Source organism: Streptomyces sp. CY-1 (genome assembly GCF_047218265.1).
Taxonomy (GTDB): Bacteria; Actinomycetota; Actinomycetes; order Streptomycetales; family Streptomycetaceae; genus Streptomyces; species Streptomyces niphimycinicus.
Map to the genome: position 1 here is coordinate 4,047,917 of NZ_CP178393.1, position 13,853 is coordinate 4,061,769.

A 13,853-nucleotide genomic window follows, 5' to 3' on the forward strand; every position below is an offset into this window, starting at 1 on the left:
GAGGGGTACTTCATGAGACAGATCTGAACTGCCCCAAGAAATCGTGGGTCAGGACCAGCAGCGGGATCCGGACGACGCCCAGCGAACGCAGACAGCGGTCGACGGCCCGCGGCTCGGGCCCGGTGTCCACGACGACGGCCGTACCGGGCCCCGCGGCCAGGACGAGGGCATCGCCCTGGCCGACATCGCACGCCACCATCCGCCAACCGGGCGGTGGCCAGCCGGTGATGATCCGGGCCAGGGGCGCCGGGCGTACGACGGCCAGCAGCACCAGCAGGGCGCACGCCGCGCACAGCAGGCGGTGGCGCAGCAGCCGGCGGCCGACGAGGACGACGGCCAGGGTGACGACGGCCAGCAGCAGCGCGCCGGTCCAGCCGTCCGGCCAGTCCGCCTCGGCCCCGGGCAGCGTCGCGCCGGTACGGGCCACCTGGGCGATCCACCCGGCGGGCCAGCCCGCCGGCCAGGCGATCCACCCGGCGACCGGCGGCGCGACGGCGGCCACCGCGAGCGCGGCGAACCCGAGGACGGTGGCGGGGGCGACCGCCACCTCCGCGATGAGATTGCAGGGAATCGCCACCAGGCTCACCCGCGCGGCCATGGCCACCACGACCGGTGCGCAGACCGCCTGGGCCGCGGCGGCGGCCGCCAGCGCCTCGGCGAGCCGGGGCGGTACGCCACGGCGCCGCAGCGCCGCGCTCCATCCCGGCGCGATGGTGAGCAGGGCGCCGGTGGCCAGCGCGGAGAGCAGAAAGCCGTAGCTCCGGGCCAGCCAGGGGTCGTAGAGCACCAGCGCGAGGACGGCGGCGGCCAGGGCCGGGAGCAGGGAGCGGCGGCGTCCGGTGCCGAGGGCGAGCAGCGTGATCAACCCGCAGGCGGCGGCGCGCAGCACACTGGGCTCGGGTCTACAGACGATGACGAAGGCGAGCGTGAGCCCGCCGCCGAGCAGGGCGGTGGTCCGCAGCCGGATGCCGAGCGCGCCCGCGAGACCGCGCCGCTCGGCCCGCCCGGCCAGCCGCGGCGGACCCGTGAGCAGGGCGAGCACCAGCGTCAGGTTGCTGCCGGAGACGGCCATCAGGTGGAGCATGTCCGTGGCCCGGAACGCCTCGTCCAGTTCGGGCGGCACCCGGGAGGTGTCCCCCACGACCAGCGCCGGGAGCAACGCCCGCGCGTCCGGGGAGAGTCCGTCGGTCGCGGTGCGCAGCCCGGCGCGCAGCCGCCCGGCCAGCCGCTGGACCGCGCTGGGCGGCCCCGTGACCCGCGGGGGTCCGCCACCGTTCACACGCACCACGGCCGCCATGCGGTCCCCGTCGCGCAGCGGCGGCGCCAGGCGGCCATGGACACGCAGCCGGGTGGACGGCAGCAGCCCCAGCCAGGCCGTCCGCTCCTCACGGGCCCTCGGGTGGACCGTCACCAGGACGGGAGTGCGGGTGGTGGTCGTGGTGCCGTCGGGACCGGTGACCCGATCGGCCTCGGCCTCCAGGACCACGGACGCGGGCGCGAGCGCCGCGCCCCGCACGCGTGGCCGGGTGAGCCGCGGGTCCCCCGTGATCGTCACCTCCGCGGTGGCCTCGGCGTACTCCCGGGCCAGCGCGGGCACCGGGCCACGGCGTACGTCCGCGCCATGCAGCCCGGCGACCGCCCCCGCGGCAGCCCCGCACAACAGCACGGCGACCAGCGCCCCTGCCGTACGGCGCCCACGCCACGCGACGGTGGGTGGCGGCGAAGTGGCCTGTTGCCGCGGCACGTTGCGGCCGTCGCCGGTGCCCGGACGCCCCCGGGCCCCGGGTGCGGCATTGCGAGACCTGCGTGCCGTCGGCGGCGGTGCCTTCCGCTCCCGCTGCCGAGGCTCGGCGCCGCGCGGCTGCGGCGGGGTGGGGTCCGACGGGGTGGGGTCCGACGGGGCGAGTCCGAGTGCCCGACGGTCGTTCGGGAGCGGCACTGGCGAGGGCATGTCCGGGCCGCGCCGGGGACGGGGGACGTCACGCCGTGGTCCGCCCGATGCCGGGGCTCGTCGGCGGGTGCGGACGAGCAGCCAGGCGGCCACTAGGGAGGCAACCGTGCAGGCGAGGGCCACCATGTGGGCCGGTGCGTCCAGGGCGAGCGCCGCGGCTGCCCAGGTGGCCAGGGCCGGGGGCACTAGGCGGAGGTCGGGTGGGCCCTCCTGGCGTGGCTGTGACGCACCGCGCGGGGACACGGCCGCCGCATGGACCGGGGCGCGGGCCTGCGAGGGCCTCGCGACCGTCATGGCCGGACCAGCGGGCGCAGATCGGCGAACCGGCGCTCGCCGATGCCGTTCACCTCGCGGAGTTCATCGATGGAGCGGAAACCTCCGTGCTGGGTGCGGTAGTCGATGATGTGCCGGGCCAGGACGGGGCCGACTCCCGGGAGGGTGTCGAGCTGTTCGGCGGTCGCGGAGTTGAGGCTGACCGAGCCACCCGGCACCCCCGGTCCGGCCGATGGGTTCGCGCCGTTGGCCACGTTCGGGTCATGGGGTGCGTTCGGGTCGTTGGGTGCGTTTGGTGCGCCAGCGGCCGGATCGGCGGCCGCACCCGGTGCGGGTGATCCGCCCGCTGGGGCGCCGACGACGATCTGCTCGCCATCCACCAGTGGCCGGGCCCGGTTCAGCCCGCTCAGGTCGGCGCCCGGCCGTACTCCACCCGCCGCTTCGAGAGCGTCGGCGACCCGCGCCCCGGGCGGCAGCTTCCGCAGCCCGGGGCGGCGGACCTTGCCGGTCACGTCCACGACGACCGTGCGACCGCCGCCGGACGGGGTGAGTCGTCCCCTGGGCATCGGACCGGGTTCGGAGGGCGCGGCGCGCGGGGGCTCCGGATCCGGTGCGCGCACGGTCTGGGGCCGGCCGGTCCAGAAGTGATACGCCGCGAAGGCCACCGCGGCGAGCAGGGCGACCGCCAGGGCGGCGACCGTTCTCAGCTCCATACCGCAGCGCAACTGGAGCCACACCGGCAGCCGCTCACGCAGGGCGAGCCTTACCCGGTCGCGTCGGCGCAGCGGACCACCCCCGGGCACGCCCTCAGATGCCTTCTCGCGCAGGTCCCCGGACAACCCCTTGCGCGCGTCCCGGGACGGCTCCCCGGACACGTCCCCGGACGGCCCTTCGCGCACGTCCCAGGGCGACCCTTCGCGCACGTCCCAGGGCGGCCCCTCGGGCTCGTCCCTGGGTGCCCTCTCCCTCTCCCTCTCGCGCAGGTCCCGGTGCGGCCCCTCGCACACGTCCCCGGGTGGCCCCTCGCGCACGTCCCAGGGCGGCCCCTCGGACACGTCCCTGGGTGCCCTCTCGCGCAGGTCCCGGTGCGGCCCCTCGCTCACGCCCCCGGACGGCCCCTCGTGCACGTCCCGGAGCGGCCCCTCGGGCTCGTCCCTGGGTGCCCTCTCCCTCTCCCTCTCGCGCAGGTCCCGGTGCGGCCCCTCGCACACGCCCCCGGACGGCCCCTCGTGCACGTCCCGGAGCGGCCCCTCGCTCACGCCCCCGGACGGCCCCTCGCGAGCGTCCCGGGACGGCTCCCCGGGCTCGTCCCCGAACAGCTCCTCGTTCCTTACCTCCCCGCTCCCTACCTCCGCAGCCTCCGCCTCCCGCACCGACGCTTCCCTGGCCAGGCGCTCCTCGTCCCGTACCTTCGCGAAGCCCCTCGGCCCGTCCCGGCTGCTCAGGGTGACCGACCCGACCGCGATCGGGGGCGCCGACGGTGTGGAGAAGAGCGCCGCCACGCGGCTGGCGCGTGAAGGGGCGGCGGGGTGGGTCCGGCGATCGGTGGTGCGGTGGTGGCCCCCGGCGCGGGACGAACCGGTGCCGGATGCCGGGCGTGGGCGGCGGCCCGCCCCGCCGTCGCGATGGCGGCCGCGCCCCGGAGCCTTGGTTACTGTGCGTGATCGCGTCCTCATGCACCCGACGGTAGAGACAAGCGGCCGATCGCGCCGATCCGCTTCAATTCCCGGGGATAACCGCCAGGTTGTGGATAACTCCGTCACTCCGTCGAGCGAGGACCTAGCCCGCCCGGCCAAGGTCTGCCCGAACAAGGACCGCCCGACCAAGAACCGCTCGCCCACCCTCCGCTAGCGCGGAGAGACCACAGCCCCCAGCAGCCCCGGCCCGGTGTGGGCCCCGATCACCGCGCCCACCTCGCTCACATACAGCTCAGCCAGCCCCGGCACCCGGTCCCGCAGCCGCTCCGCGAGCGCCGCCGCCCGTTCGCCCGCCGCCAGGTGCTGCACCGCGATGTCCACCGGGCTCCGGCCCGCCCGCTCCACCACGATCTCCTCGAGCCGGGCGATGGCCTTCGAGGCGGTGCGGACCTTCTCCCGCAGCTCGATCCGCCCCTCGTCGAGCTGGAGCAGCGGTTTGACCGCGAGCGCCGAGCCGAGCAGGGCCTGGGCCGCGCCGATGCGACCGCCGCGCCGCAGATAGTCGAGGGTGTCGACGTAGAAGTAGGCGGCGGTGCCGTCGGCCCGTTTCTCCGCCGCCGCCACGGCCTCGTCCAGCGTGCCGCCGCCCTCCGCCGTCTCGGCCGCCGCCAGCGCGCAGAAGCCCAGCGCCATCGCGACCATTCCGCTGTCCACCACCCGCACCGGAACGGGCGCGTCCTGTGCCGCGAGCGCAGCCGCGTCGTAGGTGCCGGAGAACTCGGCCGACAGATGCAGGGAGACGATGCCCGTCGCGCCCTCCTCGGCGGCGGCCCGATAGGCGGCCGCGAACATCTCCGGACTGGGCCTGGACGTCGTCACCGGCTTCCGCTTCTGCAACGCCTGCGCGAGGGACCGGGCCGAGATCTCGGTGCCTTCTTCCAGGGCCCGGTCGCCGAGCACGACCGTCAGCGGGACCGCGGTGATGCGATGCCGCTCCATCGCATCCTGCGGCAAGTAAGCCGTTGAATCGGTCACGATCGCGACATGGCGGGACATGACTGGGAGGTTATCGGGGGATGGAGCCTGCCGGCAGCGCGACCCCAGCGGATGATCAATTGCCTTACCCATCATGCCCTGTTCAGACGTGGCTCAGATCCTGTTCTCGGGCCGGGTTCCGGGGTCTCAAGCCGGGTTCCGGGGTCTCAAGCCGGGTTCCGGGGTCTCAAGCCGGGGGCGTGGGATCCCGGGCCGGATGGTGGGACTCAGGCCGTGTTCTCGGGACGGCGGGACTGCTGCCAGGGCTTCTGCCACGCCTGGGGCTCCGTCTGGGGCCTCGCCCCGAGCGACGGCCGCGGCGGCTCCGGCTCCCGCCCCGCCTCGGGCCCCGATCGCGCCCCCGCCTCGGGCCGCGCCCCCGCCTCGGGCGCCCGCGTCCCCGCCTCCGGCGCCGGCCACGACCCCGCATCCGTCTGCCGCGGCTCCTCCGGCTCCACCGCCGTCCAGTGCCGCAGCGCCCCGGCCTCCATCTCGATCTCGCGGTTCAGCGAGTCCAGGTCGTCATGCGCGAACCGCTGCGTCCGCTCCTGCACCGCCCAGCGCAGCGAGTCCGCGGAGTGGGTGATCCGCTCCGTACGCTGCCGCAGGTCGGGCAGCAGGACGGTGAGACGGGACTTGTCGGGCTCCAGCTCCAGCCGCTTCAGATCCGCTTCCAGATCCTGCGCATGGGCGCTCAGCCGCTGGAACAGGACCAACGACTCCGACAGTGACTGGTCTTGCGGGGCAGCGGCCTGAAGCGCCTGGCTGGTGGCGCGCATCGAGCCGCGCAGGGAGAGCCGAAGCTGGGCCAGCTCACCGGCCGCGCCGGGCTGCGCGAGCTGCCGGGCCCGGAGTCTGGTGTCCTCCACCGTGCGGCGGGCCTGGTGCACGGTGCGGTCGATACCGCGCTTCGCCGCCCTGACCGCTCGGACGGCCCCATAGACCCCCGCCAGCATGATCAGGACGAAAAGCAGCAACAGGATCCAGATGGCTTCCATGTGCGCTCCTTGGGCGGCGGTCACGGCACGGTGGCGGTCGTCCTCCCAGCGTAAACGCGCCGGGCGGGCCAGAGGTTCCTGACGAACCCCCAACCCGCCCACATGTGGCACTCCGCGGAGGGGACGGCCCTTACAGCGCGGCCCCGTCCCCGCCCCGCATCACGCCGGAACGATGTTGACCAGCTTCGGCGCCCGCACGATGACCTTACGGATGCCGGCGCCGTTCAGCGCCGCCACGACCGCCGGGTCACCCAGCGCCAGCGCCTCCAGCTCCTCGTCCGAGACCGAGGGCGCGACCTCCAGCCGGGCCTTGACCTTGCCCTTGACCTGGACCACACAGGTGACGGTCTCGTCCACGACATACGCCGGGTCGGCGACCGGGAAGGGCTCGTGGACGACGGAGGCGGTGTGGCCCAGCCTGCGCCACAGCTCCTCGGCGACATGCGGGGCCAGCGGCGAGATCAGCAGCACCAGCCCCTCGGCCACCGAGCGGGGCACCTCGCGCACCTTGGTGACGTGGTTGTTCAGCTCGGTGATCTTGGCGATGGCGGTGTTGAAGCGCAGGCCCTCCATGTCCTGCCGGACGCCGTCGATCGCCTTGTGCAGGGCGCGCAGCGTGGCCTCGTCGGGCTCGCTGTCGACGACGGTGACCTCACCGGTGCCCTCGTCGACGACATTGCGCCACAGCCGCTGGAGCAGCCGGTACTGGCCGACCACGGCGCGGGTGTCCCACGGCCGTGAGACATCCAGCGGGCCCATGGCCATCTCGTACAGCCGCAGGGTGTCGGCCCCGTACTCGGCGCAGATCTCGTCCGGCGTGACGGCGTTCTTCAGGGACTTGCCCATCTTGCCCAGCAGCCGGGTGACCCGCTCGCCCTCGTACCAGTAGGCCCCGTCCCGCTCCTCGACCTCGGCGGCCGGGACGGCGATACCGCGGCTGTCCCGGTAGACATACGCCTGGATCATGCCCTGGTTGTACAGCTTGTGGAACGGCTCGACCGAGGAGACATGCCCCAGGTCGAACAGCACCTTGGACCAGAACCGGGCGTACAGCAGATGCAGCACCGCGTGCTCGGCGCCGCCGACGTACAGGTCGACACCGCCGTGCGGCTGACCCTCGCGCGGCCCCATCCAGTAGCGCTCGGTCTCGGGGTCGACCAGCCGCTCGCTGTTGTGCGGGTCCAGGTAGCGCAGCTCGTACCAGCAGGATCCGGCCCAGTTGGGCATGGTGTTGGTCTCGCGGCGGAAGGGCCGCGGCCCGCGGCCGTCGCCCAGGTCCAGCACCACGTTGACCCAGTCCTCGTTCCGGGACAGCGGGGTCTCCGGGGAGGTGTCGGAGTCGTCCGGGTCGAAGGTGCGCGGCGAGTAGTCCTCGACCTCGGGCAGCTTCAGGGGCAGCATCGACTCGGGCAGGGCGTGGGCCACACCCTCCTCGTCGTAGACGATCGGGAACGGCTCGCCCCAGTAGCGCTGCCGGCTGAACAGCCAGTCGCGCAGCCGGTAGTTGACGGTGCCCTCGCCGATGGCGCGGGACTCCAGCCACTCGGTGATGCGTGCCTTGGCCTCGACGACGTCCAGCCCGTCCAGCGATACGGACTCCCCCGTCGAGTTGACGATCTTCGCGTCGTACGAGGCGAAGGCGTCGTCCCAGGTGGACGGGTCGGTGCCGCGATCGTCCGAGGGCTCGACGACACAGCGCATGGGCAGCTCGAAGGCGCGGGCGAAGGCGAAGTCACGGCTGTCGTGCGCCGGAACGGCCATGATCGCGCCGGTGCCGTAGCCCATCAGGACGTAGTCGGCGATGAAGACGGGCACCTGCTCGCCGCTGACCGGGTTGGTGGCGTACGCACCGGTGAAGACGCCGGTCTTCTCCTTGGCCTCGGCCTGCCGCTCGACGTCGGACTTGGCCGCGGCCTGCTTGCGGTAGGCGTCGACGGCCTGGGACGGGGTGGCGTGGCCGCCGGTCCAGGCGTCGCGGGTGCCCTCGGGCCAGGCGTCCGGGACGATCTCGTCCACCAGGCCGTGCTCGGGCGCCAGGACCATATAGGTGGCGCCGAACAGGGTGTCCTGGCGGGTGGTGAAGATCGTGATCTCGGCGCTGGCGTGGTCGGTCACCGGGAAGTCGACCCGGGCGCCCTCGCTGCGGCCGATCCAGTTGCGCTGCTGGAGCTTGATTGCCTCGGGCCAGTCCAGCTCGTCCAGGTCGTCCAGCAGCCGGTCGGCGTAGGCGGTGATGCGCATGTTCCACTGGCGCAGCTTGGCCTTGAAGACCGGGAAGTTGCCGCGCTCGGAGCGGCCGTCCGCGGTGACCTCCTCGTTGGCCAGCACGGTGCCCAGGCCGGGGCACCAGTTGACGGGCGCGTCCGAGGCGTAGGCCAGGCGGTACCCGCCCAGGATGTCGGCGCGCTCGGACTCGGTCAGCTCGGCCCAGGGGCGGCCGTCGGGGGTCGGGCGCTCACCCGAGGCGAACTGCTGGACCAGGGTGTCGATGGGGCGCGCGGTCTTCGCCTCGGAGTCGTACCAGGAATTGAAGATCCGCAGGAAGATCCACTGGGTCCACCGGTAGTACTCCGGGTCGATCGTCGCGAAGGAGCGGCGCTGGTCGTGGCCCAGGCCCAGACGGCGCAGTTGCCGCCGCATGTTCACGATGTTGGCCTCGGTGCTGACCCGCGGATGGGTGCCGGTCTGCACCGCGTACTGCTCGGCGGGCAGACCGAAGGCGTCGAAGCCCAGGGTGTGCAGGACGTTGTGACCCGTCATGCGGTGGTAGCGGGCGAAGACATCGGTGGCGATGTAGCCCAGCGGATGGCCCACGTGCAGCCCCGCGCCCGAGGGGTACGGGAACATGTCCATGACGAACTTCTTGGGCCGGGCGACGGCCTCGGCGTCGCCGGCCAGGTCGCCGCCCGGGTTGGGCGCCTCATACGTGCCATGCGCGTCCCAGAAGTCCTGCCAGCGGGCTTCGATGTCGGCGGCCAAGGCGGCCGTGTAGCGGTGCGGCGCGGCCACCTCGGCCGCGGCATTGGTCTCGCTCATGGTCCTCAAAGCTCCATCGGTCGTCTCTGCCTGCGGCAACGCAGCGGATCCCTCACGCTTCCGAAACAAAAAGACCCCTCGCACAGGAGGGGACGCCGCGCTGATGCCGACCGGGGCTGTTCTCGGTCGGTACTGGTCAGCGCGGCCCGCTAAGCAGAAGGCGTACGGCACGCATGGAGCCAGGTTACCGCAGGGCACTGACGACCCGCACGGAGGTGACCCCCGTCACGCGCAACGAAAGGCGGGCCGTCCTTGCCGGACGACCCGCCTCTTTGATGTGGAGCTAAGGAGAATTGAACTCCTGACCTCCTGCATGCCATGCAGGCGCTCTACCAACTGAGCTATAGCCCCAGGTCTTGCTCCGCCCGGTTTCCCTGGCGGCGACGCCTACATTACACGGACGCCCCGGCCTTCCGCCAAATCGATTACCCGGAGGCCGGAGCAGAGCCCCGTTACGCCGTCGCGAACGAATAGAAACGCTTCAGCGTGCAGTGCTCGTCGAGGAGCCGACCATAGATCGGCTCCCCTTCGAGCTCGCGGTAGGTCTCGATGGGATCGCCCCTGATGATCAGCGCCCGCGCGCACTCCGCACACCAATACTGGTAGTCGGAGTTGAGCGGCTCCATGTCGCGGACGATGGGTGTACCGGTGCCGCACCAGTCGCACTTCCGGCTGTGGGCTCCCATCTCACTCAGCTCCAGCTATGGCCACAGGCCGTACACACGTAGGAAACACCACCGTTGTCACCGAGGACCTGGGCCACATGCGCGGAGCCGCAGGACGGGCACACGATGCCCGCTCGTGCCCTGCGGGACGGGTCCTCGATCGCATCGAGGATGCTGGTCCGCATCCCACCTGCCCTCCCCATCGGACGTGTCGGCCCCATCCCCCTCCGGCCGTCCGATTCTGCCACGGGACGACGCGCAGGTCAGCGGAGATTCCCCACTCGTCTCACCAGACTCATCAGTACTCCGCACAGCGCGGCCCCGGCCAAGGCGACGCAGGTCACCCACAGGGCGTCCGCGGAGCTCCCCGCACTGGGCACCGTACCGTCCGCCGCGCCCAGGAACACGGCCCCGAAGACCGCGACGCCGATGAGCAGGCCGAGTTGAGCCGCTGTCACCAGAACTCCGCTGGCGTCCGCCGCGTCCTGCTGCCTTACGGTCGCCAACGTCCGCGTGAGCAGGGGGCTGTAGGCGAACGAGAGCCCCGCGCCGGAGCCCGTAAGGGCGACGAGGAGCCAGGGGCCGCCATCCGTTCCATCCCGCAGTGCCAGACCGGTCCCGGCGAACGAGGCCGCCGCCACCAGGAATCCGCCCGGTACGACCACGGCCTGCCAGCGCCCGGGCAGCCGCTGCCAGTTGAGGCCCACGACGCCGAACGCGACCGCCGTGGGGACGAACGTCAGCCCCGCCCGCAGCGGGCTGTAGCCGAGCCCGCCCTGCACATGCAGGGTCATGGCGAACAGGAAGCCCCCGTTGGCCGCCATCCCCAACGCGATACGGATCACCGCGAGCGGCATCCCCGGTGCCCGCACCACCCGCGGGGAGATCAGCGGCGCACCGCCGCGCCGGGCCAGCCCTGTCTCGTACGCGGCGAAGAGCGCCACGAGGACCGCGCTCAGCCCCAGCGCGATCCAGCCCCACAGCGGCCAGCCCCGCTCCTGCCCGAGCACCAGCGGCACGGTGAACAGCAGCACGGCCGCCGCGAGCAGCACCAGACCCGGCAGGTCCAGGCCGCTCCGGCGAGCGGCCGGGCCCTCCGCTCGGGGGCGCGGCGGATCGGCGGGGTCGTACAGCAGCCGCGGCCCGAGGATCAGCAGCAACAGGCCGATCGGCACGTTCACCAGGAAGACCGGGCGCCAGCCGGAGCCGAGGAGATCGGCCTCGACCAGCGCCCCGCCCACGATCTGCCCGCCGGCCGCACCGGAGGCCAGCACCGCGGCGTACGCGCCCAGCGCCCGCGCCCGTGAACCACCTGTGAACGTCCGCTGGATCAGGCTGAGCACCTGCGGCAGCATCAGCGCGGCACCCGCCCCCTGGACGAACCGGAAGGCGATGAGCTGCCCGGTGGTGGCGGCCAGCCCGCAGGCGAACGAGGCGCCGGTGAAGACCGCGAGCCCGGTCAGGAACATCCGCCGGTGGCCGATCAGGGCACCCAGCCGCGCGCCGGTGATCAGCAGCACGGCGTAGGAGATGGTGTAGCCCGCGATGACGAGCTGTAGCCCGGCGCCGGAGGCGTGCAGATCGGCGCGGACGGTCGGGGCGGCGATATTGACGATGAAGACGTCGAGGACGGCCATGAGCTGGCCGGTGAGGACGATCGCGAGCAGCCAGCCGGGGCGCGGCGCCCGCCGACGGTCTGTGGCCCGGCGGTCCATGCCCCAGCGGTCCGTGGCCCGGTTGTCAGTGGTCTCGCTTTTACTGGATCCACCGAGGTCCCCCGTCGGAGGAAGGGTGGTCGGGGTGGTGTGTCTCATGGGCCGAGCCTGTGGCCGGGCCGATACCGGTAACGAGAGCCCGCCGATGCTGGTAGTGGCAGCACCTGGCAGCCGCCCGCCGCCCCCGGGAGCATGGGACCGTACGGCCGGACGGCCAGGGGATGTGGGGAGCGACGATGACCGCGAACACTCGGCGCAGACGGCCCGAGCTGGCCGCCTTCCTGCGCAGTCGCCGCGCCCGGGTCACCCCGGCCGACGTGGGCATGGCGCCCGGTCTGCGGCGCCGCACCCCGGGGCTGCGCCGTGAGGAGGTCGCCCAGCTCTCCGGCGTCGGCGTGACCTGGTACACCTGGCTGGAGCAGGGCCGCCCGATCAACGCGAGCGTGCAGGTGCTGGACGCGATCGCGCGCACCCTGCGGCTGGACCAGGCCGAGCGCGAGCACCTCTACCACCTGGCCGAGGTGCCGTTTGTGCCGAACCGGGAGGGGGAGCCACGGACAGTGAGCCCGGAGGTGCGGGGCATCATCGAGACGCTCGACCCGCTCCCCGCGGTGGTCTACAACGCCCGCTACGACGTCCTGACCGCCAACACCGCGTACGGCGGCCTCTTCCCCGCCATGCTGCTCTCCCCCGCCGCCGAGCGGAACACCCTGTGGCAGTTGTTCGTGGCGCACCGCTGCTGTGCCCCCTATGTGAACCTCGACGCGGAGCTGCCGCTCCTGGTGGCCACGCTGCGCGGCAACTACGGACGCCATGTGGGCGAGCCCGCGTGGGAGCACTTCATCGCCCGGCTGCTGGATGTCAGCGAGGACTTCGCCCGGCTGTGGCGGAGCGGGGACGTCGCACCGCCGGGCTCCCGGATCAAGGTGGTGCGGCATGCCTCGGTCGGCGAGATCCGGATGACCTCGACCTCGATGCTGGTCAGTGGGACACCGGAGACCCGGGTCGTGGTCTACACCCCCTGCGACGAGGAGAGCCGCGACAACGTCCGGCGGGTGCGCACCCTCCATGACCCGCTGATCGGCTGCCCGGTGCACGCCAAGCCGCTCTCGGTGATGCGGGCGGAACGAGCCGCGGCCAAGGAGACGGTACCGGCGGCGGAGAGAGCCGCCGGAAGCGGCGCGGAAAGCAGCGATCCCGCCCCCCTGTGAGGGAGACGGGATCGTGGATCTGTGGAGCTAAGGAGAATTGAACTCCTGACCTCCTGCATGCCATGCAGGCGCTCTACCAACTGAGCTATAGCCCCGCTCTTCTCGGCGCCGAAGCGCTTCGAACGAGAAGGAGCATAGCCGGTGACCTGCCGGAAAAGGAAATCCGCTCAGTCGTCGTCGCCGAGCACCGGCTCGGGCAGCGATCCGGCGTTGTGCTCCAGCAGCCGCCAGCCCCGCGCGCCCTCGCCCAGAACGGACCAGCAGCAGTTGGACAGGCCGCCCAGCGCCTCCCAGGTCCGGGGCTCCAGACCGAGCAGCCGGCCGATGGTGGTGCGGATCGTGCCGCCGTGGCTGACCACCACCAGCGTGCCCTCGTCCGGCAGCTTGTCGGCGCTCTCCAGCACCACCGGCGCCGCCCGGTCGGCGACCTCGGTCTCCAGCTCACCGCCACCGCGCCGGACCGGCTCGCCGCGCTTCCACGCCGCGTACTGCTCGCCGAAGCTCTCGAGGATCTCCTCGTGGGTCAGCCCCTGCCAGGCGCCCGCGTAGGTCTCCCGCAGCCCCGCGTCATGCGTGACCGACAGCCCCGTGACGGCGGACAGCTCGGCGGCCGTGGCCGCCGCCCGCTTCAGATCGGAGGCGATGATCGCGTCCGGCTTCAGAGCGGCCAGCAGCCGGGCCGCCCGGTGCGCCTGGGCGACACCGGTGTCGGTGAGCTCGATGTCCAAAGAGCCCTGGAAACGCCGCTCTATGTTCCAGGCGGTCTGGCCGTGGCGCCACAGGACGATGCGCCGGCCACGGCCGCCTTGCGTGCCGTTCAGCTCAGCTCACCGCCCGCGCCGCCGTCCGCGGCCTGCGCCTGTGCGTACTCCTGCCCCTTGCCGCGGGTGGCCTTGGCGTCGGCCGGGAGCTCGAGCTGCGGGCAGTCCTTCCAGAGCCGCTCCAGGGCGTAGAACACCCGCTCCTCGCTGTGCTGGACGTGCACCACGATGTCCACGTAGTCCAGCAGCACCCAGCGGGCCTCACGGTCGCCCTCGCGGCGCACCGGCTTGGCGCCCAGGTCCTTGTTCAGCCGCTCCTCGATCTCGTCGACGATCGACTTGACCTGACGGTCGTTGGGGGCCGAGGCCAGCAGGAAGGCGTCGGTGATGGAGAGCACATCGCTCACGTCGTACGCGATGATGTCGTGCGCGAGCTTGTCGGCGGCCGCCTGGGCGGCGGCGTTGATGAGCTCGAGGGAGCGGTCCGTGGCGGTCACAGGCAAAGCTTTCGGTCGGTGGTACCTCGAAGGTCTGGCTTCCCCCAGGATCTCACGCCCCACCGTCACGCCGG

The 13,853-nt window shown here is 72.7% G+C and carries 11 protein-coding genes and 2 tRNA genes; 1 reads left to right on the forward strand and 12 read right to left on the reverse strand.

The features are described 5' to 3' along the window. Window positions 1-10: 10 nt before the first annotated feature. The 9 genes from ACK1X7_RS17630 to ACK1X7_RS17670 all read right to left on the reverse strand — a co-directional run bounded on the left by ACK1X7_RS17630 (window position 11) and on the right by ACK1X7_RS17670 (window position 11,409). Window positions 11-2,245 (reverse strand): ComEC/Rec2 family competence protein, encoded by a 2,235-nt coding sequence (locus ACK1X7_RS17630; protein WP_413115337.1) that lies wholly within the window; start codon window positions 2,243-2,245, stop codon window positions 11-13. Beyond that, complete coding sequence (locus tag ACK1X7_RS17635) at window positions 2,242-3,900, reverse strand: helix-hairpin-helix domain-containing protein (RefSeq protein WP_413115338.1); 1,659 nt, start codon at window positions 3,898-3,900, stop codon at window positions 2,242-2,244. The genes ACK1X7_RS17630 and ACK1X7_RS17635 overlap by 4 nt, the downstream gene beginning before the upstream one ends. A gap of 171 nt (window positions 3,901-4,071) precedes the next feature. Next, window positions 4,072-4,917 carry a DegV family protein gene (locus tag ACK1X7_RS17640; protein ID WP_059147931.1) on the reverse strand — a complete coding sequence of 282 codons (846 nt, stop codon included), beginning with the start codon at window positions 4,915-4,917 and terminating at the stop codon, window positions 4,072-4,074. A gap of 206 nt (window positions 4,918-5,123) precedes the next feature. After that, complete coding sequence (locus ACK1X7_RS17645) at window positions 5,124-5,894, reverse strand: hypothetical protein (protein ID WP_385141594.1); 771 nt, start codon at window positions 5,892-5,894, stop codon at window positions 5,124-5,126. A gap of 159 nt (window positions 5,895-6,053) precedes the next feature. Continuing rightward, on the reverse strand, window positions 6,054-8,930 hold the full coding sequence (gene leuS / locus ACK1X7_RS17650) for a leucine--tRNA ligase (protein WP_390793210.1): 2,877 nt from the start codon (window positions 8,928-8,930) through the stop codon (window positions 6,054-6,056). 278 nt (window positions 8,931-9,208) lie between these two features. Next, window positions 9,209-9,281 (reverse strand) — tRNA-Ala (locus ACK1X7_RS17655). 101 nt (window positions 9,282-9,382) lie between these two features. After that, the gene (locus tag ACK1X7_RS17660) at window positions 9,383-9,616 is read right to left on the reverse strand and encodes a hypothetical protein (protein WP_030835565.1); all 234 of its coding nucleotides are present in this window, start codon (window positions 9,614-9,616) and stop codon (window positions 9,383-9,385) included. Window positions 9,617-9,621: 5 nt separating this feature from the next. After that, window positions 9,622-9,780 carry a hypothetical protein gene (locus ACK1X7_RS17665; RefSeq protein WP_014060668.1) on the reverse strand — a complete coding sequence of 53 codons (159 nt, stop codon included), beginning with the start codon at window positions 9,778-9,780 and terminating at the stop codon, window positions 9,622-9,624. Between the two features lie 78 nt (window positions 9,781-9,858). Next, window positions 9,859-11,409 carry an MFS transporter gene (locus ACK1X7_RS17670; protein ID WP_390793209.1) on the reverse strand — a complete coding sequence of 517 codons (1,551 nt, stop codon included), beginning with the start codon at window positions 11,407-11,409 and terminating at the stop codon, window positions 9,859-9,861. A 137-nt stretch (window positions 11,410-11,546) separates the two neighbouring features. Between ACK1X7_RS17670 and ACK1X7_RS17675 the strand changes: the two genes are divergently transcribed. After that, window positions 11,547-12,521, forward strand: coding sequence for a helix-turn-helix transcriptional regulator (locus ACK1X7_RS17675; protein ID WP_413115339.1), 975 nt, complete (start codon window positions 11,547-11,549; stop codon window positions 12,519-12,521). Between the two features lie 22 nt (window positions 12,522-12,543). On the opposite strand, the gene ACK1X7_RS17680 is transcribed toward ACK1X7_RS17675, so the two are convergent. The 3 genes from ACK1X7_RS17680 to rsfS all read right to left on the reverse strand — a co-directional run bounded on the left by ACK1X7_RS17680 (window position 12,544) and on the right by rsfS (window position 13,779). After that, window positions 12,544-12,616: transfer RNA gene (locus ACK1X7_RS17680), tRNA-Ala, on the reverse strand. Between the two features lie 72 nt (window positions 12,617-12,688). Beyond that, complete coding sequence (locus ACK1X7_RS17685) at window positions 12,689-13,342, reverse strand: histidine phosphatase family protein (RefSeq protein ID WP_385141625.1); 654 nt, start codon at window positions 13,340-13,342, stop codon at window positions 12,689-12,691. Further along, window positions 13,339-13,779: a ribosome silencing factor gene (gene rsfS, locus ACK1X7_RS17690; RefSeq protein ID WP_361495894.1), complete on the reverse strand. Its 441-nt coding sequence runs from the start codon at window positions 13,777-13,779 to the stop codon at window positions 13,339-13,341. Before rsfS ends, ACK1X7_RS17685 begins: the two co-directional genes overlap by 4 nt. Window positions 13,780-13,853 lie beyond the last annotated feature (74 nt).